At 71.9% G+C, this 23749-nt stretch carries 22 protein-coding genes; 9 read left to right on the top strand and 13 right to left on the bottom strand.

Translation table 11 applies throughout. The features are described from left to right. Window positions 1-18: 18 nt before the first annotated feature. Window positions 19-789: an isocitrate lyase/phosphoenolpyruvate mutase family protein gene (locus ACFU8V_RS08950; protein WP_126894547.1), complete on the bottom strand. Its 771-nt coding sequence runs from the start codon at window positions 787-789 to the stop codon at window positions 19-21. Between the two features lie 78 nt (window positions 790-867). On the opposite strand from ACFU8V_RS08950, the gene ACFU8V_RS08945 reads away from it, so the two are divergent. From ACFU8V_RS08945 to ACFU8V_RS08935, 3 genes are all read left to right on the top strand, one after another. Next, the gene (locus ACFU8V_RS08945) at window positions 868-2280 is read left to right on the top strand and encodes an RNB domain-containing ribonuclease (RefSeq protein ID WP_249522023.1); all 1413 of its coding nucleotides are present in this window, start codon (window positions 868-870) and stop codon (window positions 2278-2280) included. 156 nt (window positions 2281-2436) lie between these two features. Further along, the gene (locus ACFU8V_RS08940; RefSeq protein ID WP_025103171.1) at window positions 2437-3474 is read left to right on the top strand and encodes a hypothetical protein; all 1038 of its coding nucleotides are present in this window, start codon (window positions 2437-2439) and stop codon (window positions 3472-3474) included. Window positions 3475-3495: 21 nt separating this feature from the next. Next, entirely contained in the window at window positions 3496-4188 is a 693-nt protein-coding gene (locus ACFU8V_RS08935) for a hypothetical protein (RefSeq protein ID WP_025103170.1), read from the top strand. A 90-nt stretch (window positions 4189-4278) separates the two neighbouring features. On the opposite strand, the gene ACFU8V_RS08930 is transcribed toward ACFU8V_RS08935, so the two are convergent. From ACFU8V_RS08930 to ispG, 3 genes are read right to left on the bottom strand one after another with little or no spacing between them, the layout of a single operon-like run. After that, window positions 4279-5145: a hypothetical protein gene (locus tag ACFU8V_RS08930; RefSeq protein WP_249522024.1), complete on the bottom strand. Its 867-nt coding sequence runs from the start codon at window positions 5143-5145 to the stop codon at window positions 4279-4281. Between the two features lie 51 nt (window positions 5146-5196). After that, a complete protein-coding gene (locus tag ACFU8V_RS08925) occupies window positions 5197-5529 on the bottom strand; it encodes a nuclear transport factor 2 family protein (RefSeq protein WP_249522025.1) in 333 nt (110 codons plus the stop codon). A 13-nt stretch (window positions 5530-5542) separates the two neighbouring features. After that, on the bottom strand, window positions 5543-6673 hold the full coding sequence (ispG, locus tag ACFU8V_RS08920) for a flavodoxin-dependent (E)-4-hydroxy-3-methylbut-2-enyl-diphosphate synthase (RefSeq protein ID WP_025103167.1): 1131 nt from the start codon (window positions 6671-6673) through the stop codon (window positions 5543-5545). 210 nt (window positions 6674-6883) lie between these two features. On the opposite strand from ispG, the gene ACFU8V_RS08915 reads away from it, so the two are divergent. After that, window positions 6884-8767, top strand: a complete 1884-nt coding sequence (locus tag ACFU8V_RS08915) for a chorismate-binding protein (protein WP_378870559.1) — start codon at window positions 6884-6886, stop codon at window positions 8765-8767. 15 nt (window positions 8768-8782) lie between these two features. On the opposite strand, the gene ACFU8V_RS08910 is transcribed toward ACFU8V_RS08915, so the two are convergent. Continuing rightward, window positions 8783-10096: a M50 family metallopeptidase gene (locus ACFU8V_RS08910; RefSeq protein ID WP_378870556.1), complete on the bottom strand. Its 1314-nt coding sequence runs from the start codon at window positions 10094-10096 to the stop codon at window positions 8783-8785. 66 nt (window positions 10097-10162) lie between these two features. On the opposite strand from ACFU8V_RS08910, the gene ACFU8V_RS08905 reads away from it, so the two are divergent. The 3 genes from ACFU8V_RS08905 (at window position 10163) to ACFU8V_RS08895 (ending at window position 13221) form a co-directional block, all read left to right on the top strand. Further along, window positions 10163-10747 (top strand): hypothetical protein, encoded by a 585-nt coding sequence (locus ACFU8V_RS08905; protein ID WP_085607408.1) that lies wholly within the window; start codon window positions 10163-10165, stop codon window positions 10745-10747. Between the two features lie 91 nt (window positions 10748-10838). Further along, the gene (locus ACFU8V_RS08900) at window positions 10839-11513 is read left to right on the top strand and encodes a YcnI family protein (protein ID WP_378870553.1); all 675 of its coding nucleotides are present in this window, start codon (window positions 10839-10841) and stop codon (window positions 11511-11513) included. A 91-nt stretch (window positions 11514-11604) separates the two neighbouring features. Beyond that, the gene (locus ACFU8V_RS08895; RefSeq protein ID WP_172400133.1) at window positions 11605-13221 is read left to right on the top strand and encodes a Mur ligase family protein; all 1617 of its coding nucleotides are present in this window, start codon (window positions 11605-11607) and stop codon (window positions 13219-13221) included. Window positions 13222-13233: 12 nt separating this feature from the next. Here the strand turns inward: ACFU8V_RS08895 and dxr are convergent, their stop codons facing one another. Both dxr and ACFU8V_RS08885 read right to left on the bottom strand, forming a co-directional pair. Beyond that, on the bottom strand, window positions 13234-14316 hold the full coding sequence (gene dxr / locus ACFU8V_RS08890; RefSeq protein ID WP_378870551.1) for a 1-deoxy-D-xylulose-5-phosphate reductoisomerase: 1083 nt from the start codon (window positions 14314-14316) through the stop codon (window positions 13234-13236). A gap of 33 nt (window positions 14317-14349) precedes the next feature. Beyond that, window positions 14350-15312, bottom strand: coding sequence for an FKBP-type peptidyl-prolyl cis-trans isomerase (locus tag ACFU8V_RS08885; RefSeq protein ID WP_085607267.1), 963 nt, complete (start codon window positions 15310-15312; stop codon window positions 14350-14352). Window positions 15313-15436: 124 nt separating this feature from the next. Here ACFU8V_RS08885 and ACFU8V_RS08880 point away from each other — a divergent pair, with 124 nt between their 5' ends. Further along, entirely contained in the window at window positions 15437-16216 is a 780-nt protein-coding gene (locus ACFU8V_RS08880; protein WP_085607265.1) for a 1-acyl-sn-glycerol-3-phosphate acyltransferase, read from the top strand. Between the two features lie 9 nt (window positions 16217-16225). Here ACFU8V_RS08880 and ACFU8V_RS08875 read toward each other — a convergent pair whose 3' ends face one another. Beyond that, on the bottom strand, window positions 16226-16723 hold the full coding sequence (locus tag ACFU8V_RS08875) for an OsmC family protein (RefSeq protein WP_029989208.1): 498 nt from the start codon (window positions 16721-16723) through the stop codon (window positions 16226-16228). Window positions 16724-16804: 81 nt separating this feature from the next. Here ACFU8V_RS08875 and ACFU8V_RS08870 point away from each other — a divergent pair, with 81 nt between their 5' ends. Next, the gene (locus ACFU8V_RS08870) at window positions 16805-17800 is read left to right on the top strand and encodes an asparaginase (RefSeq protein ID WP_303708072.1); all 996 of its coding nucleotides are present in this window, start codon (window positions 16805-16807) and stop codon (window positions 17798-17800) included. A gap of 43 nt (window positions 17801-17843) precedes the next feature. Here ACFU8V_RS08870 and ACFU8V_RS08865 read toward each other — a convergent pair whose 3' ends face one another. The 5 genes from ACFU8V_RS08865 to ACFU8V_RS08845 all read right to left on the bottom strand — a co-directional run bounded on the left by ACFU8V_RS08865 (window position 17844) and on the right by ACFU8V_RS08845 (window position 23748). After that, a complete protein-coding gene (locus tag ACFU8V_RS08865; RefSeq protein WP_378870545.1) occupies window positions 17844-20618 on the bottom strand; it encodes an FtsK/SpoIIIE domain-containing protein in 2775 nt (924 codons plus the stop codon). A 57-nt stretch (window positions 20619-20675) separates the two neighbouring features. Then, window positions 20676-21473 carry a PP2C family serine/threonine-protein phosphatase gene (locus ACFU8V_RS08860; protein ID WP_025103156.1) on the bottom strand — a complete coding sequence of 266 codons (798 nt, stop codon included), beginning with the start codon at window positions 21471-21473 and terminating at the stop codon, window positions 20676-20678. A gap of 243 nt (window positions 21474-21716) precedes the next feature. After that, window positions 21717-22526 (bottom strand): large exoprotein, encoded by an 810-nt coding sequence (locus ACFU8V_RS08855; RefSeq protein ID WP_378870541.1) that lies wholly within the window; start codon window positions 22524-22526, stop codon window positions 21717-21719. Window positions 22527-22665: 139 nt separating this feature from the next. Next, window positions 22666-23412, bottom strand: coding sequence for a YaaA family protein (locus ACFU8V_RS08850; RefSeq protein ID WP_303708077.1), 747 nt, complete (start codon window positions 23410-23412; stop codon window positions 22666-22668). Window positions 23413-23487: 75 nt separating this feature from the next. Further along, a complete protein-coding gene (locus ACFU8V_RS08845; RefSeq protein WP_025103153.1) occupies window positions 23488-23748 on the bottom strand; it encodes a F0F1 ATP synthase subunit epsilon in 261 nt (86 codons plus the stop codon). Window position 23749: the final 1 nt, after the last annotated feature.

The raw sequence follows: 23749 nt of genomic DNA, 5'->3' as shown, positions 1-23749 counted from the left end.
GGTCACCCGCCTCGTCGCTCAGTTGAGGGCCGGGAGTCCCTGCGGCACGACACCGCCGCCGTAGAGGCTCTCCGCGAGCTCCTGCAGAGCCGTGAGCGCCACGCGCTGCGGCAGCGGACCGTAGGAGATGCGGGCCACGCCGAGCTTCTCGTACTCGGAGGCGGCGAGCGCGCCGGGGATGCCGATCACGCTGACCTTGCGCTCACCGATCCCCTCGACGAGCTGACGCGTGACGTTCGCGTCGAGGATGCCGGGGACGAAGACCGCGGTGGCGCCCGCGTCGAGGAAGGCGCGACCGCGCTGGATGGCATCCGCGATGCTCTGCTCCACGGGGCGCGATCCGGCGCGCACGAACGCGTCGGTCCGGGCGTTGAGGGCGAACGGCACGCCCTCGGCCTCCGCGGCCTTCACGATGGCCTCGACGACGGCGACCGATTCGTCGAGCGGCTTGAGGCGGTCCTCGACGTTCGCGCCGACGACGCCGGCCGCGATCGCGAGGCGGGTGGTCTCCCCCGCGTCGCCGTACCCGTCGTCCAGGTCGGCGGTGACGGGAACGGACACGGCCGCCGCGATCCGTCCGACCATGTCGATCATGACGTCGCGCGGGGTGTCCCCGTCGTCGTAGCCGAACGACGCGGCGATGCCGTGACCGGCGGTGGCGATCGCCTTCGTCTCCGGCAGCGTGGCGACGGCGCGTGCGGAGACGACATCCCACACGTTCACCACACGGAGGATCTCCGGGGCGTCATAGAGTTCGACGAGGGTCTGGGCCTTGGCAGCAGTGGTCATGTCCCCACGCTAGCGGCCGATGCGGGCACGCGGGCCGGCTGCGGCGGATCGTCCCGGTGCTCGACCTAGGCTGGCGGCATGCCCCAGCGCCGCTCGCATGTCTCCCCCTCCGCCGCTCAGACCGAGCTCGCCGCGGCGCTCTCCGCGCTGCGGGAGGCCCTGGACACGCCGACCGTGTTTCCCGCCGACGTGCTCGCCGAGGCGGAAGCGGCCTCGGCCACGACCCCGGAGCTCGACCTCACGGACATCCCGTTCGCGACCCTCGACCCGGCGGGCGCCCGTGACCTCGACCAGGCCTTCCACCTCGAACGCGACGGCGACGGCTATCGGGTGCGGTACGCCATCGCGGACGTGCCGGGTTTCGTCACCCCCGGTGGTGCCGTGGACGCGGAGGCCCGCCGACGGGGACAGACCCTGTACGCCGCGGACGGCACGATCCCGCTGCATCCGCCGGTGCTGAGCGAGGACCGCGTCTCCCTGCTCCCCGATGTCGACCGTCCCGCACTCGTGTGGACGTTCGCGCTGGATGCCGCGGGCACCGTGACCGACTTCCGGCTGGAGCGCGCCCTCATCCGGTCCCGTGCGCAGCTCGACTACGCGTCCACCCAGGAGGCGCTGGACCGGGGCGACGGCGGCCACGCGGCCCTGCTGCCGGAGATCGGTGCCCTCCGCCTCGAGCAGGAGCGTGGGCGCGGTGGAGCCAGCCTCAACGTCCCGGACGAGGAGGTCGTGCGCACCGAGGACGGCACCTATGCGATCGAGCGCCGCAGCCCCCTGCCCGTGGAGGAGTGGAACGCGCAGCTGTCGCTCATGACCGGGATCGCGGCCGCGACGCTCATGATCGACGCAGGCGTGGGCATCCTCCGCACGATGCCGGAGCCGGACGAGGCGGCTTTCGCGGCCTTCCGTCACCAGACGGAGGCGCTCGGGCGCCCGTGGACCGACGGCACGTACGGCGAGTACCTCCGCGGCCTCGACCGCTCCGACCCGATGACCCTCCCGGTGCTGGAAGCCGCCGCCTCGCTGTTCCGCGGTGCGGGGTACCTCGTGTTCGACGGGGAGCCGCCCGCCGACGCCGTGCAGGCCGCGATCGGCGCCCCGTACGCACATGCGACCGCTCCCCTCCGCCGGCTCGTCGACCGCTGGGTCCTCACCATCTGCCTCGCCGTGTCGACGGGACAGCCGGTGCCGGAGTGGGTGCGCTCCTCCCTCGGCGACCTCCCCGCGCTCATGCAGGACTCGGGCCGACGGGCGTCGCAGCTGGACGCGGACACCGTGAACCGCGTCGAGGCCGCGCTGCTCACGCCTCTGGTCGGGCAGACGGTCGAGGCGACGGTCATCGAGCTCCGGGGCGAGCGGGCCGCCGTCCAGATCGCGGAGCCCGCGGTCACGACGACCGCGGCGGTGGGTCTCGCCAGGCCCGGGGACGTGGTGCGGCTGCGCGTCGTGCGCGTGGACATCGCGACGGGCGAGATTGAGCTCGCCGTCTGACTCCGCCGGGTCAGGCGAGGACGCGGGATCAGGCGCTTACCGGCGCAAGAGCCTGTGCTGCCGCGTTCGCCTGATCCTCCACCAGCGTCAGCCTGAGACGAGACGGCCGTCGGCGCCTCTCGGGACGATGTCCGTGCTGGTCGGCATACTCGCTCCATGCCTTCCCTGCCGGTCGAATCCGTGACGCGTCCCCCGCTCGACCTCTTCGCGCTGGCCTCCTCGTTCGTGGAAGTCCCGGTGTCTTCCTGGCGCTCCGCCCCTTGGTGGTTTTTCCGCCTGTGCCTGGCGGTCTTCCTCTCCCTCGGCGCAGCCGCCGCGTTCACCGTTGTGCCGGCTGCGACCGCGAACGACATGTCCCTTCGCATGGGTATCGGGATCGGATGCTCGATGGCGACCGTCATCCTGCTGGTCACGCTTCTGACCGCGAACGGCTACAGTCGCGTGACCCGGTTCGCCCGGAAGGCGCGGCACCGGATCGGTGCCGCAGTACTGGGGCTGTCCGTCGCGTTCTCGCTGCTGCTGGCGATCGGCGCGGGTGCGGCGGCGCTGACACCGACGATCGGCCGGGACCCCCAGGTGCTGCTCCTGCTCGCCACGATCGCCGTGCTCGGCGCCTTCTGGGGGTGGACGGCCCTCATGCTGACTCCCCCTGTCCTCTCGACGGCCCCGACCGCAGACCTGCATCGGGCAGGACGGGCCTACACGGCGATGACCGCAGCGGCCGTGATCCTCGTGGTGTACACGTGTTGGTTCCTGAGCCCCCAGCTCGAGATCGCCGGCTCCTTCTCCGTGGCCCTCGTCGCTGTCGCTGCCTGCCTCGCCTGGCGCAACCGCGCCCTCGCCGCGATGGAAGCGCAGCGGCAGAGGATCCTGGCGATCCTCGACGACGGCATCGCCGTCCGCACGAGCGAGACACATCCGGACCCCCTCGCTTCCAGCCTTCTCCCGCTGCAGAGTGCGGTGAGTGTCAGCCCGTTCGCCCCGAACTCCCTCCTGAGCACACCGATGGCGGCCGCGTGGGAAGTGCAGATGATCCTCGCGTTCCTGGTCTGGGACTCCGGCGACGGCCCCTTTCCCCCGGACCTCGAGAAGCGGCGTGAACAGCTCGAGATCTGGCAGCACCTCCGCTCAGAGGAGCGAGAGCTCGCCATCCGGGGCTTCTTCCGCGCGTTGCGCCGGCGAATCGTCGCCTGAGCCGCCGGTTACCCTGTCGAGATGGATCAGGTCGAGCGGGTGGGGCGCTTCATCGCCGCGCGGTATCCGCGCGCACGCATCGCGATCGTCGCCGGGAGCACGGCCCGCGGCCAGCGCACGCGCACGAGCGACATCGACCTCCTGCTCATCGACGATGATCTCTTCACCGATCGCGCCCAGCAGAGCGAGGCCCTCACCTGCGAGTTCGAGGGCGAGATCTTCGAGGTCTTCGCCTACACGGCGGAAGGGTTCGAGACATGGGCGAACCGCGGCCTTGCGCAGCACCGACCCGTCATCGTGCACATGCTCGTGGAGGGCGTGCCGGTGCTCTCCGGGCCCGGGCTCGACGACCTGCGGGCCCGGTGGGGTGCGGTGCTCGCCGCCGGGCCCACGGTGGAGGACAGTGAGTCACGATTCCGGCGGTACGTGATCACCGATCTGCTCGACGACCTCCAGGACGCCACGGACCCGCTCGAGCAGCACGTCGTGGCCGGCCTGCTGTTCGAGCGCATCGCCGAGCTGATGCTGCTGACCGACGGGCAGTGGATCGGCTCCGGGAAGTGGCTCCCCCGACGTCTGCGCGCGTGGAGTCCCGAGCGCGCCGAGCAGCTCAGCGCTCCGCTGCTCGCCGGAGACATCCCGGGGTTCGCGGCGCGGGTCAGTGAGGAACTGGAACTCGCCGGTGGTCGGGTGCAGGCAGGGTTCGTGCGCTGACCTCATCGCGGGAACAGGCAGGCATGCGACAGCAGGCGACACCGGCCGCTGGCGCCTGTCCTCGCGCGAAGGCCTGAGGCGGGCGAGGGCTCAGGAGGCGGGAGTCGCGGTCGTCGTCATCACGAGGAGCTGCGGGTCGGACAGATCCAGAGTCACCGCGATGGCGGCGAATTCCGCGAGGGAACGGACGTGGGTGCCGCCGCAGAGGATCACGGCCTCGCCCTCGGGGAGGTCGCAGTGCCAGCGTCGCCGGTCGACGATGGTCGGTCCGTCCACCTCGATGCGGCTCGCGGCAGCGGAGGTGACCCATGCGGCGAGCTGTGCGTTGATGCGCTGCTCGCGGTCCGCCAGCGTGGCCGCGAACGTCTCGGTGTCGAAACCCGCGCGGCGCAGGCTCTTGCCGAGGCGGTACTCGTCGACGGCGCCGTCCTCGTGGATGCGGCTGGACTGGTTCGCCCGTCCCTCGAAGTCCGGGTTTCCCAGCGCATCCTCCCCCGGGTCCTTGCGCCAGAGGTCGGCGACCGCGAGATCCAGGGCGAGGGAGGCGAGGTGGCACGCGGTGTGACCGCGGCTGAGGCCGGCACGGTGCGCCTCGTCGACCGAGAGCGCCACGCGCGTTCCCTCCGCGAGCCAGGCGGGCGCGGCACCATCGAGACGGTGGCCCACCAGCCAGGTCCACCCCTCGGCCCCGCGCTTGACGGGGATCGCGCTGCCCACCGCGAACGCGCCGTCATCCGAGACGGCCGCCATGAGCGCCTCGGTCACGGGGACGGCTCCGGCATCGCCGGAGATGTCGCCGGTATCGCCGGGCTGATCGGGCCAGGTGTGATCGACGGGGTGGAACGGCGTGGCGTCGACGACGACCACCGTCCCGTCGGCGTCGTCCGCCACGCGGGTCACGACGGCGTCTCCGCGGAGGCTGCCGTCCGGGAACGTGACGATCGTGGGCGTGGTCATGGGGCTCCTCGGAGAGACGACGGAACGATGGTGCCGATCGGGCACGGGGTGTCAGTGGGACGGCGGGATCGTGAAGCTGGCGAGCCGGTCGCCGTCGACGACGAGGATCCCATCGGACTCGCCGTTGAAGACGCGACTGCTCCACGCGAACCGGATGCGCGTCGTGTCGCCGTCCGTGGTGGCCGAGAGCACGGTCATCCGCGCCCCGGCGCCGATCGCATCGCTGTCCGCCCAGCCGCGCACGCCGTCGGCACCGGCTTTCACGGTGCCCCAGTCGCTCACGAAGCCGTCCGCGGTGAACGCGGCGACGAAGGCGTCGGTGTCCCCGGCGTTGATCGCGTCGATCATGGCCTGGACCGGCGCAGGCAGCAGGATGTCGGACACGGCACTCCTCGGATCAGGCGGTGACGACCTGGGCGGTGCCGAGCGGAGCGTCCGGTCCCATCTCGGCGGCGATGCGGTTCGCCTCCTCGATGAGGGTGGCGACGATGTCGGCCTCCGGGACGGTCTTGATGACCTCGCCCTTGACGAAGATCTGGCCCTTGCCGTTGCCGGAGGCGACACCGAGGTCGGCCTCGCGTGCCTCACCCGGGCCGTTCACGACGCAGCCCATGACGGCGACGCGCAGCGGCACCGTCATCTCCTTGAGCCCCTCGGTGACGTCTTCCGCGAGCGTGTAGACGTCGACCTGAGCCCGACCGCACGACGGGCACGAGACGATCTCGAGCTTGCGCTCCCGGAGGTTGAGGGACTGGAGGATCTGGTGCCCGACCTTGACCTCCTCGGCCGGCGGCGCGGACAGCGAGACGCGGATGGTGTCGCCGATGCCCTCCCCCAGCAGGATGCCGAAGGCGGTCGCGCTCTTGATCGTGCCCTGGAAGGCCGGTCCCGCCTCGGTCACGCCGAGGTGCAGCGGCCAGTCGCCCCGCTCGGCGAGCTGACGGTAGGCCTTGACCATGACGACCGGGTCGTTGTGCTTGACCGAGATCTTGAAGTCGTGGAAGTCGTGCTCCTCGAACAGCGAGGCCTCCCAGACCGCACTCTCGACGAGGGCCTCCGGCGTGGCCTTGCCGTACTTCTCGAGCAGGCGACGGTCGAGCGAGCCCGCGTTCACGCCGATGCGGAGCGAGACGCCCGCGTCCTTGGCGGCCTTCGCGATCTCGCCGACCTGATCGTCGAACTTGCGGATGTTGCCCGGGTTCACGCGCACGGCCGCACAGCCGGCGTCGATCGCCTGGAAGACGTACTTCGGCTGGAAGTGGATGTCGGCGATGACCGGGATCTGGCTCTTCTTGGCGATGATGTGCAGCACGTCGGCGTCGTCCTGCGAGGGCACGGCGACGCGGACGATCTCGCAGCCGGAGGCGGTGAGCTCCGCGATCTGCTGCAACGTCCCGTTGATGTCGGTGGTCTTCGTCGTCGTCATCGACTGCACGCTGACGGGCGCATCGCCGCCGACGAGCACCTTGCCCACCTTGATCTGACGGGACTTGCGACGCGGGGCGAGGACTTCGGGGACCTTCGGCATCCCAAGATTCACTGCTGGCACGATCCCAGCCTACGCCGCCCGGATGCGGAAGGGCTGGATGCGGCGGGTGTGGTAGTTTCGCCCCATGATCGCGCACATCACCTGGTGGCCCGCCTCCTAGGCGGTGTGTTCGCGTTCCCTCGAATCCAGACCGCCTCCGGGGCGGTCTTTTCGTTGCGCCGAGCCGGAGCCCTCGCACAGGAGACATCGATGACCCTCTCTCGCCTCGACGAGCTCAGCGCCGACCCCACCGCGTCCTTCGTGCTGATCGCCCGGGACGGCGCGGATACCGTCGAGCTGCTCACCGGAGATGTGACCGACGTCGACCTGCTCGCCGACATCCCCCTGACGGTCGAGGGAGAGCCGCGGGAGGTGTTCGCGCTCGTCCCGTATCGGCAGGTCCGCGAACGCGGCTTCGTGGCCCAGGACGACGGCGCCCCGTTGCGCTGCCTCGTCGTCGCGGAGCACCTCGACCTGCCAACTGCTGCTGTGCTCGACGCGCTTCCGACCGCCCCGATCGCGCTCCGCGATGAGGGCTTCGACATCGCGGACGAGGAGTACGCGCGGATCGTCGAGACCGTGATCGCGGACGAGATCGGCCGCGGCGAGGGTGCGAACTTCGTCATCCGCCGCGATTTCACCGCGACCGTCGAGGCCGACGAGCGCCAGGCGGCGCTCACCTGGTTCCGGGCTCTGCTCGCCCACGAGCGCGGCGCCTACTGGACGTTCGCGGTCGTCACCCCCGGGCACATCGCGGTCGGGGCGAGCCCCGAGGCGCACGTCGTGGCCCGCGGCGGCGTCGTCACCATGAACCCCATCTCGGGCACCTTCCGGCATCCGGCCGGCGGCGCGACGAAGGAGACGCTCACCGACTTCCTGGCGTCGACCAAGGAGACCGAGGAGCTGTTCATGGTCGTGGACGAGGAGCTCAAGATGATGAGCGCCGTCTGCGCCGACGGCGGACGCATCACCGGCCCGCATCTCAAGCAGATGTCGCGGCTGACGCACACCGAGTACATGCTGCGCGGACGGAGCGGGCTGGACCCGCGGGACATCCTCCGCGAGACGATGTTCGCCCCGACCGTCACCGGCTCCCCCATGCAGAACGCCTGCGCCGTGATCCGGCGGCACGAGCGCAAGCCCCGGGGCTACTACTCGGGCGTCGCGGCGCTCTTCACGCCCAACGCCGATGGCGGGCACGACCTCGACGCGCCCATCCTCATCCGCACCGTGTACCTGCGCGACGGCGAGCTGAGCGTGCCCGTCGGCGCGACCCTCGTCCGCCACTCGGACCCGCACGGCGAGGTGTCCGAGACCCACGGCAAGGCCGCGGGCGTGCTCGGCGCCATCGGCGCGATCGATCGGGACCGCGTGGCCGAGGCCCGCAGCGACGCCGACGCCCCCGGTGAGCCGCAGCGTCTCGCGGACGACCCGGACGTCGCCGCGCTCCTCTCCTCGCGCAACGCCCGCCTCGCCGAGTTCTGGCTGAACCCGCAGGGCGAGGACTTCACCGGTCCGTTCTCCGGCCGCTCCGCCCTCGTCGTCGACGCCGAGGACCGCTTCACGACGATGCTCGCGCATCAGCTGCGGCACCTCGGGCTCGACGTGACCATCGCGTCCTGGGACGAGGTGGACGACGAAGCGGTCGAGACGGCCGATCTCGTCGTCGCCGGCCCCGGCCCCGGCGACCCCCGAGACGACGCGAGCCCGCGCATCGCCCGGATGCGCGAGATCGTGGCGGCCCGCCTGCAGGCGCATTCGCCGCTGCTCGCGGTCTGCCTGAGCCACCAGATCCTGGCGGACCGGATGGGGATCGCGCTGACGCCCCTCGACGCTCCGCACCAGGGGCTGCAGAAGGCCGTGCCGGTGTTCGGCGAGGATGCCTCGATCGGGTTCTACAACACCTTCACGGCACGGGTCGACCCCGGAGCGACCACGGTGGGCCCGGCCGAGGTCTCCGCGGATCCGGTGACCGGAGACGTCTACGCGCTCCGCGGCGACGGCTTCGCATCGGTGCAGGGCCACCTCGAATCGATCCTGTCCCGCGACGGCATCCGCACGCTGGAGCGCCTGGCGGCGCACGCCCTGCGCTGAGCGCGTTCCGGCCGCTCAGCCCAGGAGCTTGACCGGGTTGAACAGGTCGGCCACGAGCAGGAGCGCGCCCATCGCGATGAGCAGCGTCGCGACGACGACGGTCAGCGGCACGAGCTTGGTGGCGTCGACCGGGGCCGGGGGCGGCCGCCGGAACAGCTTCGCCCACGCCCGCTTGATCCCCTCCCACAGCGCGACGACGATGTGCCCGCCGTCGAGCGGCAGCAGCGGGATCAGGTTGAAGACGAAGAGCGCGACGTTGAGCGAGCCGAGAAGGCCGAGCAGCACGGCGAAGCGGTTGAGCACCGGAGCGTCCGTCGCGGCCACCTCGCCCGCGAGACGCCCGACGCCGACGACGCTCAGCGGCCCGTTCGGATCGCGTTCCCCTCCCGTCACGAGCGAGACCCCGACGTCCCACAGCCGCACCGGGAGCGTGACGATCAGCGAGCCGACCCGGGCGACGGTGTCCGCCGCCAGCTGGGGTCCGGCGGTCAGCGGCTGCTGCACGTAGCCCATCTGCGCGATCATCCCCGCATAGCCGACCTCCTTCACGACGGGATCGCCGTCGTCGTCGAGCACCGGCTGCCCGCTCGCGTCCGTGATGGTGCGCTCCGCGGCGATGGGCGTGAGGGTCAGCGTCCGCTCGGTGCCGTCCCGGCGCACGACGAGGGCGAGGGGCTCGCCCGGTAAGGCCTGGACGATGGCGGTGGCCTCCGCGAAGGTCGACACCGGCTTCCCGTCGATCGACACGAGGACGTCGCCCGGCTGCACGTCGGCCGCAGCGGCCGGGGACTCCGGATCGTCGGCCCCGCACTCGGTCGCCGTCGACGACGCGGGGACCACGCACTCGTTCACCGCCGCGACCGTGGTGGTCCCCTGCTGCACGCCGATCCCGCTGACGAGGACGGTGAAGATCACCACGGCCAGCACGAGATTCATGAGCGGTCCGCCGAGCATCACGATCACGCGCTTCCACACCGGCAGCTTGTAGAAGACCCGGTCCTCGGCGCCTTCCGCGATGGTCTCGTCGTTGGCAGAACGCGCGTCCTGGATGAGCGTGCGGAACGCCCCGGAGGCGGGCCCGCTGTCCTTCGACGACGGATACATCCCCGACATGGAGATGAAGCCGCCCAGGGGCAGGAGCTTGAAGCCGTACTCCGTCTCCCCGATCCGCTTCGACCACAGGCGCGGCCCGAAGCCGATCATGTACTGGCCGACACGCACGCCGAAGAGCTTCGCGGGGACGAGGTGGCCGACCTCGTGCAGACCGATCGAGAGGCCGAGGCCGATCAGCATGAACACGATGCCGCCCAGATAGAGCAGGAATTCCACGAGCCCACGCTACTGCCCGCCGCCTAGGAATCCGCCCGGCTCGCGCAGCGTCGCTAGGCTGGCATGATGACGTCCCGGCAGCTGCGATTCCTCCGCGCCGCCGCCGTGTCCGCGATCGCCACGCTCCTCGCGGCCGTCTCCCACACGCTCGCCGGCGGGGCCGCCCCGCACCCGCTGCTCATCGCCGCCGTCGCGACGCTCTTCGTGCCGCTCTCCGCCGCCGTGGTCGGCCGGCGGTCCTCGCGCGCCCGAGTCGCGGTGGCCGTGATCCTGGCGCAGGGCGCGTTCCACCTGCTCTTCCAGCTCCTGGGGGCGCCCACCGCCGAGGAGGCGCCGGGACTCGGCGTCCACTCCCACCACCTCGACCTGAGCGCACTCGGCCCGCTGTCACCGGCCGCAGGGCCAGGAGCGCTGATGCTGTCGGCGCACCTCGTCGCCGCCCTGCTGACGACGGTGCTGCTGTGGCATGGCGAGAGCGTGCTGCGCACGATCGCCCGCTGGTTCCAGGCCGCCCTCCGACGCACGGCGACGCCCGCCTCCACGCCTCCGGCACCGCCGCGTCCGCTGCGCTCCGCCCTCCTCCCTCCGCTCGACGTCGCGACGACAGCCGTGGTCTCGCGACGCGGTCCTCCGGTGCTCGTCGGCGGCTGAGCCGCCCTCGATCCGGCCGTCGCCGTTCGACGGCCCATCCTTCCGGGCTGCGCTGTTCCGGCGCGCCCGCACACGAGCATCTGGAGACCCCATGTCGAACACCACCATCCGTCCCCGTCGTCCACGCCGCACCCTCCTCGGAGCCACCGGCCTCGTCGGCGGACTCGCCCTCGCCCTCGCCGTCCCCGCGATGGCCGGGGCACACGTCAGCGTCAGCCCCGACGAGCTCGCCGCGGGTGACCACGGCGTGCTGACCTTCTCGTTCTCGCACGGCTGCGGCACCTCGCCCACCACCGCCCTGCGCATCACCATGCCGGACGGTCTCGCCTCGGTCGCCCCCACGCTCGACGGCGACTGGACCATCCAGGTCGAGCGCGGCGACGACGGTCTCGTGAGCGCCGTCACGTACACCGCCCTCACGCCGGTGCCGACCGACCTGCGCGGCGCCGTGAGCATGTCGGTGGGCCTGGATGAGGACACGCCCGAAACGCTCGCCTTCCCGGTGGTCCAGCAGTGCGTGGACGGCGCGACCGAGTGGACGCAGCTCGCCGAGAAGGGTGAGGACCCGCACGACCTCGACTCCCCCGCGCCTGTCGTGACGGTCACGGACGGCACCGCGGACGGTCACGGCACGAGCGCCGCGCCGCAGCCCGCGACGGCGGACGACGGCGACGACGCGCTGGGCATCGCGCTGGGTGCCGGCGGTCTGCTCGCCGGCGTCGCGGCGCTGGTGGTCGCGGTGCTCGCGTTCCGCCGCCGCGCCTGACCCCCGGTCCGCCGCGCCCGGCTCCGGCGCGCGGCGGACCGACCCGCCCGGGCTGACACCGCGGCCGTGAGAACATGGAGACGACATGTCGATGGAACAACAGCCGACCCTGCCCCCCGTGCTCCGCCCGGCGAACCCGCCCCGGCGCGAACTGTCCGAACTCGCCTCCCTGTTCGCCCGCTCCGTGCGGGGCGATGTGGAGGGCGTCGCTCTCAGTGGCATCACCCTCGCCACGGCCGATCTGCGCCCGGGCGAGGCCTTCGTCGCCATCCGCGGCGTGAACCGCCACGGCGCGGACTTCGCGAAGACCGCCGCCGAGAAGGGAGCGGTCGCGGTGATCACGGACCAGGCGGGTGCCGACATCGCCGCCGACGCCGGCCTCCCGATCCTCATCGTCGACGACCCCCGCGGCGTGCTCGGCGCGCTGAGCGCCTGGGTGTACGGCACGGGGGCGGAGGATCCGCTCCCCCTCCTCTTCGCGACCACCGGGACGAACGGCAAGACGAGCGTCTCCCACCTCCTCGAGGGCATCCTCGAGCAGATGGGCGTCGTCACCGGGCTCTCCTCCACGGCTGAGCGTCACATCGCAGGCGAGGTCATCGTCTCGCGGCTCACCACCCCCGAGGCCTCCGAGATGCACGCCCTCCTCGCGCTGATGCGGGAGCGCGAGGTCGAGGCCGTCGCGGTCGAGGTCAGCGCCCAGGCCCTGTCCCGTCACCGCGTCGACGGCATCCGGTTCGACGTCGCGGGGTTCACCAACCTCAGCCACGACCACCTCGACGACTACGCCGACATGGAGGAGTACTTCGAGGCGAAGCTGCCGCTCTTCCGCCCCGACCGCGCCGTGCGCGGCGTCGTCTGCCTCGACTCGTCCTCCGGCGCCCTCGTCGTCGAACGCTCCGAGATCCCCGTCGTCACCGTCGGGACGCCCTCCATCGCCGCCGACGCCGACCAGGCATCGCGAGCGGACTGGGTGGTCGTCATCGACGACGAGCGGGCGACCGGCACCACGTTCACGATGACGGGACCGGCCGGCACGCTCACCACGACCGTCCCCGTGATCGGTCCGCACATGGCCGCGAACGCGGCGCTGGCGATCGTCATGCTGCTCGAGGGCGGCTATGCCTGGGAGCGGATCGTCGGGGCCGTGCAGCGCGACGGCGGCATCCGGGCCTACCTGCCCGGTCGCACGCAGCTCGTCTCGGGCGCGCAAGGGCCGGCCGTCTTCGTCGACTTCGGCCACTCGCCCGACGCCTTCGAGAAGACCCTGGCCGCCGTGCGGCGGGTGACCCCCGGCAAGGTGCTCATGCTCTTCGGGGCCGACGGGGACCGCGACGCCAGCAAGCGCTTCGACATGGCCCGCACCGCGGTGGAGGGCAGCGACATCCTCGTCGTGACCGATCACCACCCCCGGTTCGAGGACCCGGCGTCGATCCGCGCGACGCTCGTCGAGGGCGCGCGTCGCGCCCGTCCCGACGCCGAGATCCACGAGTACTCCCCGCCGGAGGCCGCGATCGTGGCCGCCGTCGGACTCGTCGGCGACGGCGACGCGATCCTCTGGGCGGGACCCGGCCACCAGGACTACCGCGACATCCGCGGAGTGCGGACGCCGTACTCCGCCCGCGAGCTCTCCCGGCGTGCGCTGAAGGCCGCCGGATGGCCCGTCCCGGAGCCGCGCTGGCCCGTGCCGTACCCGGACGAGGACTGACCCCGCGCCGCGTCAGGCGGCGGCGATGAGCTGGTCGGCCTTCCGCCGCGCCCAGTCCTCCGCCGCCGCGAGCGATTCCACGGTCAGCGTGTCCGGAGCGTCGTGCGCGTCGACGACCCGCTGCACGGTGTCGACGATGCCGAGGAACGGCAGGCGTCCCTCGTGGAACGCGTCCACGGCCTGCTCGTTGGCGGCGTTGTAGACCGCGGGGAAGGTGCCTCCGGCACGCCCGACCGCCTTCGCGAGTGCCACCGCGGGGAAGGCGTCGTCATCGAGCGGCTCGAACGTCCACGACGTGGCGGTGGTCCAGTCCAGCGGGCGGCCCACACCGCCCACCCGGTGCGGCCAGTCGAGGCCCAGCGAGATCGGCAGCCGCATGTCCGGCGGAGAGGCCTGGGCGATGGTGGATCCGTCGATGAACTCCACCATGGAGTGCACGATCGACTGCGGGTGCACGACGACGTCGACGTCGTCGTAGGGCACGTCGAACAGCAGGTGCGCCTCGATGACCTCGAGGCCCTTGTTGACCAGCGTGGCGGAGTTCGTGGTGACGGTGCGTCCCATGTTCCACGTGGGGTGCGCGAGCGCATCCTGCGGCGTGACAGCGGTGAGCTCGTCGCGCGACTTCCCGCGGAAGGGCCCGCCCGAGGCCGTGACCACCAGCCGACGGATCTCGTCGTGCGTACCGGAGCGCAGAGCCTGCGCGAGGGCGGAGTGCTCGGAGTCCACGGGGACGATCTGACCGGGCGCCGCCGCGGCGAGCACCAGATCACCGCCGACGATCAGCGACTCCTTGTTCGCCAGGGCGAGCGTCCGCCCCTCCTCCAGCGCAGCCAGCGTCGAGCCCAGACCGATCGAGCCGGTGATCCCGTTCAGCACCACATCGGCTTCGACGTCACGGACCAGCTGCTCCGCCTCCGCGGCGCCCAGAGCGGTGTGCTCCACCTGGAACTGCGCCGCCTGCTCGGCCATCATCGCCGCGTTCGATCCTGCGGCGAGACCGACGACCTCGAAGCGTCGAGGATTGGCACGGATCACATCCAGCGCCTGGGTGCCGATGGAACCGGTGGAGCCGAGGATGATGACGCGACGCATGACGCCAGCCTAGGACACGCCGCGACGGCGGCCCTACTGCTGCGGCTGGACCGGGGTCGTCGCGAGGATGTCGACGACGAACACGAGGCTCTCGTCCTGCAGCTCGTGGCCCTCGCTCGCGCCGTAGCCGTCGGACGGCGGCATGACGACGAGGACCTGCGAACCGACCTTCTGCCCCTCGAGCGCCTTCTGGAAGCCGGCGACCACCCCCGTGGTCTGGAACTGCGCGGGGGCGGCGTCGCGGCTCCAACTGGAGTCGAACTCCTCGCCGTCGGACCACTTCACGCCGAGGTACTGCACGACCACGAGGTCGCCGGACGCGACCGTCGCACCGTCGCCCTGCTTGAGGACGGAGACCTTCGTCTCGGTCGGCGCGTCGCCGTCCGGGATCGTGACGGACGGCTTGCCGTCGTCGTCGAGCTCGACCTCGGGCATGCCGGCGGTCGGCTCGACGGGCTCACCGGTCGCGACCTCGGGGAGTCGGTCGACGGCCTCCGCGTAGACGACGATGTTGCTCTGCCCCTCACCGAGCGCGCTGCCGGGGATGGCGAGGACGACGCGGGATCCGACCGGCTCGCACTCCAGCGCGGCGACGAACAGCGACGACTGGTTCGGGTCGAGGAGCACGGGGAGCGTGCCGTCCTCGCCGCGCGCCGACGAGTCGACCACGTCGCCGCTGGCGGCATCGACGATCTGGTACTGGACGGAGACGAGGTCGTTCGCCGCGAGGTCGTCTCCCTCGCCCTCGGACACTACGGTCCGCTCGACGTTCGCGAACTCCGCATCGTCGGGAACCGTGATCTTGGCGTCGAGGCCTTCGCCGTCCACCTCGATGGCGTCCGAGGTGTCGCCGGCCTTCGCGTTCACGAGGCACTGGCTCGACCCGGAGGCGTCCGGGGAGGACGTGCTCTGCGGATCGCCGTTCCCGGAGCAGCCCGCCAGCAGCAGGGTCGCCGCAGCGACGGTGGACAGGACGAGCAGCGGACGGGTGCGCACAGGAAGACCTCACGATCGCGGGCGGGAGCTTCCATCCTGCCTCATCGCCCTTTGCTCGCGCTGGGAAGCGGCGGCGCGAGTCTTCATTCCCACGTCGGCATGGATCCGGGAGTAGCCTGCTCTGATGAGCTCTGAGCAGTCCGCGGACCCCGAAACCCCCTCAGAGGACTCCCCGAAGCCCCGGCACGCCGGCTTCACCTACGCCCTGGGCCGCAGCCTCATCGCCCCGCTCGCCCGGCTCGTCTACCGGCCGCACATCGAAGGACGCGAGCACGTCCCCACCACCGGCCCGGTGATCTTCGCCAGCAACCACCTGTCGTTCATCGACTCCATCGCCATCCCGGTGGCGGCTCCGCGGCCCGTGCACTTCCTCGCCAAGTCGAGCTACTTCGAGGGCACCGGCATGAAGGGCTGGGCGTCCAAGACGTTCTTCGAGGCGATCGGTGCGATCCCGGTCCGCCGCGGCGCCGGCCAGGCGGCGCTCGACGCCCTCGACCTGCAGCGTCAGCTCCTCGACGAGGGCCTCGCCGTCGCGCTGTACCCCGAGGGCACCCGCTCCACCGACGGCCGGCTGTACAAGGGCCGCACGGGCGTGGCGTTCCTCGCCCTGCAGACCGGCGCCCCCGTCGTCCCCGTGGGACTCATCGGCACCGACAAGGTGATGCCGGTCGGCGCCAAGATGCCCACGCTGTCCGAGCGGATCACCGTGCGCTTCGGGGAGCCCCTGGATCTGTCGCCGCACGGACCGGCGACGAGCGGCCGCGCACGCCGACTCGCGACCGACGAGATCATGGCCGCGATCCACGCCCTCTCCGGTCAGGAGCTCGCGGGCACCTACAACGAGGCGCCGGCGCAGAACGCGATCGAGAAGATCAAGCAGGCGCTCCCGCACGAGCGCCGCTGAGCGCCCCGTTCAGCCGGCGGCCGTCACCGTCGCCTCGTGCCGGACGGGGAAGTTGACCGAGTTGGCGATGAAGCACCACTCGTTCGCCTGGGCGTGCGCCCGCTCGGCCGCCTCGATCATCGACGCCTCGGCGACGACGACCTCCGGTCGCAGCAGCACCTCGACGAAGGACCCGCCGCCGGCGCCGTTCTCGCGCATCAGGCCGCTCGCGGTGTCGCGATAGGAGACGACCACCACGCCGGCCGTCACGCACGCGTGCAGATAGGACAGCAGGTGGCACTCCGAGAGGGAGGCCAGCAAGAGGTCCTCCGGATTCCAGCGCGACGGATCGCCGCGGAAGGGCTTGTCGGACGACGCGAGCAGCTCGGGCTTCCCCTCGACCTCGATCGTGACGTCACGGCGGTAGTCGCGATAACCGCTCGTGCCGGACCCGGCGTTGCCGGTCCAGGTGGAGGTGAGGGCGTAGCGGTGCTCGCCGAGGGCCCGGGGAGTCGTCTGCTCTGGCATGCGCCCAGTCTGCCAGGCGGCGCCGACACCCGGGCTCCGCCCTCGACGGGGCCGCGCCGCACCCGCCGGTAGAGTTGTCGGGTGCTGGAGACTCTCACCGTTCAGGATTCCGTCGAACTCGCCGTCGTGGAGCGGAGCGGCTTCATCGAGTCGCGTCATGCCGGTGCGGCCGTCGTGCTGTCGCCCGAGGGCGAGGTGGTCGCGCGGCATGGGAACGCGGAGGCACTGATCCTCCCCCGCTCCAGCCTCAAGCCCCTGCAGGCAGTCGCCTGCCTCACGGCGGGCGCCGTGCTCGAGGGAGAGCAGTTGGCTCTGTCCACCGCCAGCCATTCCGGAACCGACCGGCACGCCGAGGTCGTGCGCGAGATGCTCACCGCCGGCGGCCTCAACGAGGACGACCTCGCCTGTCCCCCGGCGTGGCCGAGCGACTCCGCGACCCGCGACGAGATGGTGCGCGAGCACGGCCAGGAGGCGCGGGTCCGGATGAACTGCTCGGGCAAGCACGCCGCGATGCTCCGCGCCTGCATCGCGACCGGCTGGCCCGTCGAGGGCTACCTCGATCCGACCCACCCGCTCCAGGCCCACATCCGTGACGTCATCGAACGCCTGACCGGCGAGAAGATGGCGCACACCGCGATCGACGGCTGCGGCGCCCCGGTGTACGCCCTCACCCTCACGGGCCTGGCCCGTGCGATCCACCGCGTCGGCACCGCCTCCGAGCGCTCCCCGTTCGCGCTGCATCGGGTGGCCGGCGCCCTGGTGAAGGCCGTCCGCGAGAACCCCTGGACCATCGATGGTCCGGGGCGCCCTGACACGATCGCGATCGAGCGGCTCGGCGTCTTCGCGAAGGGCGGCGCGGAGGGCGTCATGGTGATGGTGGCTCCGAACGGGACCACGGTCGCCCTCAAGATGCTGGACGGCGGTGCCCGGGCATCGACGATCGTGGCCGCCACGCTGCTGGCGCGCGCCGGCGGCCTCAGCGAGGCCGACGTGACCGCGCTGGCCGAGGCCCTGCCGCTCGCGGTGCTCGGTGGCGGCTCCCGCGTCGGCGTCGTCCGGCCCGGCGCGGGTATCTGACCGCATATCCGCGGCACGGGATCCGTGTGCCGCCGGCGGGTGGTCATCGACGCCCCAGAGCATCGATGACCACACGCCGGGGTGCGCGGTCGCCGATCACGGACCACGCGCGTCCGGCGTCGGGTCGGGCGTACGGCGGGCGAGCGCGGATGCCGACGAGCTGACGCAGCTCGCTGGGCCGCTCCGCCCGGATCAGCACCTCCCCGTGCGACCGCACCCGCTGCCACAGCGCCCAGTGACGTTGCCAGCTCTCGGCATCGGCGACGAGCACGAGCGGCTTGCCGTTCCGGCTCGTCTCGGCACCCGCGGCCTGCACGTCCCACTCCGGGTGCGCCGAGGCCAGCGTCTCGACGACCGAGGCCGCGCCCGGGGTGACCAGCGCCGTCAGCTCCCCCGCCGGTGCCCAGGCCGGCGCCACCTTTCGGAGGGGCTGCACCGGCCATACGGGCACGCCCTCGGTGTCGATCCACGCGAACTGCATCTCCCGCTCCTCGAGGACCGCCCGCCCCGGCGGCCGGTCTCGTCGGAAGGCCGCCAGCTCGCCACCGGCGGCGAGGTGCTCGACCCGGGTGGGCATCCGGAGCACCGCCCGTCGCGGAAGCGCATCGAACACGCGCGCCAGAGGGCCCACGGCCCGGCTCGCCGCCAGCACCCAGGTGACGGCCGCCTTCGACCGCACGAGGTGCTCCCAGCGCTGGACGAAGTCCTGACCGTCTTCGAGAGGCAGCGCCGCATGGAGAGCGTCGAGGTCGTCGGCGAGCACGACATCGGACGGAGCGCCGTCCTCCTCCGTCCATGCGAGGAGCTGATCGACGGCGCTCTCGGGGTCATCAGGGAACCACGTGCATTCCGGATACTGCGCGGCGATCACGCGCAGCGCTGTCGTCCTGCCGGTCCCCGGAGCGCCGAGCACAGCGAGGCCGCGCTCGTGCCCCGGACGCAGGACCTCCAGCGGCTGCGCCTGGTGGTCGGGGTCGTCGGCGCGTCCGAGCACGATCAGCGGCCCCTCCCCGGTTCTCCGGTCGCCCGTCCTCGACCCGGCCCGCAGCGTCTCGAGCGGCAGGTGCGTGGGGAGGGCCGGGTGCCACGGCGGTGCGGACGGAGTCGTACCGGACCACCGCTCCCCGATGCGACGGATGTGCTCGTCATCCGCGAGCGCTGTGCGCACGGGGTGGGGCTCCTCGTCCTGGGGGCGTCGGAGCAGCGCCCGACCGCGCCCGTCCGCGCCCCCGGGCAGATCCGCCGCTTCCCCGGTCCCGATCACCGCTCGACTGTCGGCGGCCTCCGCGACGCGGAGGCTGATCCGCAGCGGGCAGTTCGTCGCGAGAGCGTCACGGATGACACCGGCGGCGCGCTGGGTGCCCAGGATCAGGTGCATGCCCAGCGCACGCCCCCGCGCCGCGACATCGGTGAACACCGCCGCGAGCTCCGTGTGCTCCTGCAGCAAGGCGGCGAACTCGTCGACGACGATGACCAGACGGGGCAGGTCGGTCTCGCGCACGTCCCGGGCGCCCATCGCGGCGAGGGCTGCCTCGCGACGCCGCATCTCGGCGGCGAGGCTGGCGACCCCGCGTCGCGCCTCCGTCTCATCGAGGTCGGTGATGACGCCGACCACCTGCGGCAGACCGCGCAACCGGTCGAAGGCCGTTCCTCCCTTGAAGTCCGCGAGGAGGAAGCTCACCCGGTCAGGGCCGTGTCCCGCGCAGACCGCGACGACCCAGCTGACGAGGAGCTCGCTCTTGCCCGTGCCCGTCATCCCGGTCACGATGGCGTGCGGACCGTCCTCGACGATGTCGGCTCCCACGGGCGCGCCATCCCTCCCGGTGCCCAGCGCGACGCGGAGGCCCGGCCCCGCCGGCGGCTGCGGAAGGTCTCGCAGGGCTGTCGCGGTGACGGCGGGTGCCGCCCCGTCCCGCGCGCCGCACAGCTCCGCCGCGGCCGCTACCTGGGCGGAAGAGAGGAACTCCACGGCGAGGTCGGCCTCGCCGTCCGGCGTCCGCAGCGTGGCCGCGCCCGGTTCCTCGATGTCGATCACCGTCGTGATGCCCTCCGGGACCTCGGCGCCGGACGGAACGGTCCAGATCACGGCATCCGCACGTGGCCCCGACCCGCCGGCCGAACCGGTGGCGAGGGCGAGACGGAATCCGCCGCGTCGCGCTCGCTGCGCATGCGGAAGCGCTCGGAGCGCCGGGTCGCACCCCTCGTCGCCGACGAGGGACAGCACGCTCGGCGAGAAGCGCAGGCAGAGCTGGATCACGAGAGCGCGAGCTGCGGCCTGCACGAGCGGCTCCCGGCCGCGGAGGCACACCCCACGGCCGAGGGCGACGACCCACGGCGCGTCCTCCAACACCGCGCAGCGGCGGCGGAAGGCGTGAGCACGGGCGTCGTCACCGCCTTCGCAGCGCACCCCGCTCGCCCGGGATCCGCGTCCCACCACCAGCGGGGTGTCGTCGCCCGGCGGTCGGGCATCCCGCAACGGTCGGTCGCGGATGCAGGATGCCGCATCCGGATGACGGCGTTCCCCCTGCGCCCGCTCCTGCGCGTGGCGACGATGCAGCTCGGCCTCGATGTCGGCCCAGGCGGTGCTCACCCTGAGCGCGTCGGCCTTCCGTTCCCGACGGCGCCCCCGGGCCGTGTCGAGGAGAGAAGCGCCCAGCATCAGGGGACCGAGAGCCGCGAACCACAGCGCGTGCACGGCCCCCGTCGTCATCCAGAGCGCGAGGCCGGCCGCCACGGGGACGACGGCGGCGACGAGGGGAAGCGGGCGGCGGCGGAGCGGTGTCGATGCGGACGGCAGGAGCAGCGGCGAAGGGTCCATGCCCCCAGTGCATCCCACCCCCGGTGCCGATGCGGCCTCTCCACAGGCTGCGGGGCGCTACTCCGCGGAGTCGTCGGATGGGGAGGAGGAGTCCTCGGGGTCGCTGACCTGCAGGACGATCACGGTGACGTTGTCGCGACCGCCGTTGTCGAGAGCCGCGGCGAGCATCGCGTCGACGCTCTCCCCCGGATCGGCGTGCGCGCGGAGGAAGTGCTGGATGCCGTAGTCCGTGAGCTCCTTCGTGAGTCCGTCGGAGCAGATCACGAAGCGATCTCCCGGCCGCACGTCGATGGTCACGTAGTCCGGCGCGGTGAGCTCACTGGCGCCGACGGCGCGGGTGATCACGTTGCTGTACGGGTGTCCCTCGGCCTCTTCCGGGCTGAGCTTTCCCGCTGTGATGAGCTCCTGCACGACCGAGTGATCCGTCGTGACCTGCAGCAGCCGGTCGTCGCGGAGGAGGTACACGCGGGAATCGCCGATGTTCAGCGCCACCCAGTGCGGTTCCCCCTCGCGCTCATCGAGATACACACCCGTGAGCGTGGTGCCGGTGCCTTCATCGGTGGTGTCCGGGTGCCCGGCGATGTCGTCCACCGCGAGAGCGAGCGCCTTCTCGATCGCGGACGGAGAGACCTCGTCCGCGTCCACCACCGCGCGCAGCCGGGTGACGGTGCTCTGGCTGGCGATCTCCCCGCCGGCGTGGCCGCCCATGCCGTCCGCGACGATGAACAACGGGTACTCGGCGAGCAGCGCGTCCTGATTCGTCTCCCGGCGTCGCCCCTGGTCGGTGACCCCGGCCCAGGACAGCAGCAACGGACGATGCGCAACCGTGACGGTGTGCGTCTTGGTCTCAGCCACGAACTGCCTCCGATGGACCTGCGGCGAAGGGGACGGGCGCAGGATACTCACACATCGTAGTGGAACTCGCTCTCCTGCTCCGCACCGGGGTCTCTGTGAACGGGGCGCGGGACGAAAGGAGGAGAGTGCACGGCCCTCCGGTGCGACGAGTCCATGCCTCCACGTTAGCGGCATGTCGGGGCGTGCCGGCACCACGGACGCGAAGAACCCCCGGTCCGGAGACCGGGGGTTCTTCCACCGTCGTCACGCAGGAGGCTGCGTGGGATCGTTCGGCGTGGTCGGCGGAGCCGGAGGCGCCGCAGGCGGAGCCGCCGGAGGCGCGGGAGGCGTGGTGGGCGGAGCCGCGGGCGGAGCCGGCGGAGTGGTGGGCGGCACCGGAGGGATCGGCGCTCCCGTCGCCGGAGCGGTCGGCGCGGCCGGCGGTGCGTAGCCCGGAGCGGCGGGCGGGGTGTACGGCTGCGTCGGAGGAGCGTACCCCTGCGGAGGGGTGCCGTAGCCCTGCGGGGCACCGTACCCCTGGGGCGCGCCGTAGCCCTGCTGCGGCGCGGCCGCGGCGGGCTGGACGGGGATGCCGTCCCAGACCGTGCGGTCGCCGAGGAATCCGTTGCCCGCCCACGGTGCCTGCTGGATGTTCGGGTTCCAGCGCGACTTGTCGAAGGCGTTGATGCCGAGCCAGACGACGGCGAGGAAGACGTAGAGGACGACCCAGACGGCGTCCTTCTGGAGCTTGAGACCCACGCGCCACGCGGCGATGGCCGAGAGCACCCCGAGGGCGAGCGAGAACAGGAAGCCGATGCCGATCCAGCTCAGCAGCGCGGCACCCGCGATCCCGTAGAGGACGAGCCACGGGCTCAGGTCGCCGAGCTTGAAGAAGATCATGGAGTTGTAGACCGGCACCCAGGCGCGCCAGTTCCCCTGGACTCCGGCCTTCTGGAAGATCTTCATGTAGAAGAGCGACACCAGGACGTATCCGGCGACCGCGATCAGCAGAATGACGAAGAAGTAGGCGAAGAGCAGGCCGAGATAGCCCGCTCCGTAGTCGTCGTAACCCATGAGGCTCACATTCTCTGGTCAGGGGAGACGGCTTTCGTCCCCCACCACGAGACTCCCCGCCTCGCATTGGACATGGTAGCGGTGCGCCCAGGGGGCGGCAACGACCGCCGGAGGCGATTCGCCGGGCTCGGGGCGGACGTCAGTCGGCGACGACCAGCTCGACCTCGCCGGGCACCTTCCCGTCCCGGAGCACGACGTCATGCGCCTGGGCCCACCGCTGCAGCGCACGGAGAGAGCCGAGCCGCGGACGATCCTCCGCCAGCGCGCGCACGAGCAGCCCCTTGCTCTTCTTGTTGAAGTGGTTCAGGGCTCTCCCCTGCTCCGTGACGACCCGCACGTACGCCGACGACACCGCGCCCGGGACCGGACCGAGCGCTGCGTAGGCCTCGCTGCGCAGATCGAGGACGAACGCGGGGGCGTCGGCCGCGATCGCCGTTGTCGTCGGATCGGCCCAGTGGCGGCGGAGCGGCGCCACTCCGGGCAGCGCCGTGCCGGCAGCGAGCCGATACGTCGGAATCGCGTCCAGGGCGGCGACGGGGCCGAACGGGGCGCTGTGGATCCACACATGGGCATCCAGCCAGCGGCGGGACGCGGTGGACAGCGATGCCGCGTCGAGGGCGTCGAACAGCACCCCGGTGTAGCGGTCCACCGCGGGCATCGTGGGTGCGCTCCGCAGAGCCCTGTTGTGTGCGACGTCTCCTCGCTGGCGCTCGCTGAGCTTGAGCACGCGGCGCGCCGAATCCTCGTCGTCCGCGAGAGCGATGAGCGCGTCGATCACGGCGTTCCGTTGCGGCGCGAGATCGGGAAGCGCGAGCGCCGACACGTCCAGCGGGCTGCCGTCACCGCCCTCGCGCTTGGTCTCGGACGGCGGGAGCAGGATCTTCATGGGACCTCGGGGAAAAGAGACGCGTCCGCCTCGGCACCCGGGCGGGTGTCGAGGCGGACGCGATGTACAGGACTGTCAGGAGATGAGTGCCGCGTTGCCGGCCACGATCGTCAGGACGTCGCCCTCCATCGAGAGGAATCCGTCCTGCGCGTTCGCCAGCACCTTGGCGCCATCCGTCTGGGTGATCCGGACCTGGCCCTCGGCGAGGATGGCCAGCACCGGCTCGTGACCGGACATGAAGCCGATCTCGCCCTCGACGGTCTTGGCGACCACGAGGCTCGCCTCTCCCGTCCAGACCTCCGCGTCGGCGGAGACGAGGCTGACGTGCAGCGCCATG

The sequence above is a fragment of the Microbacterium sp. NPDC057658 genome, assembly GCF_042799975.1.
Taxonomy (GTDB): domain Bacteria; phylum Actinomycetota; class Actinomycetes; order Actinomycetales; family Microbacteriaceae; genus Microbacterium.
The sequence above is the reverse complement of the archived record's forward strand: the minus strand, read 5'-3'. Positions and strand labels throughout refer to the sequence as shown.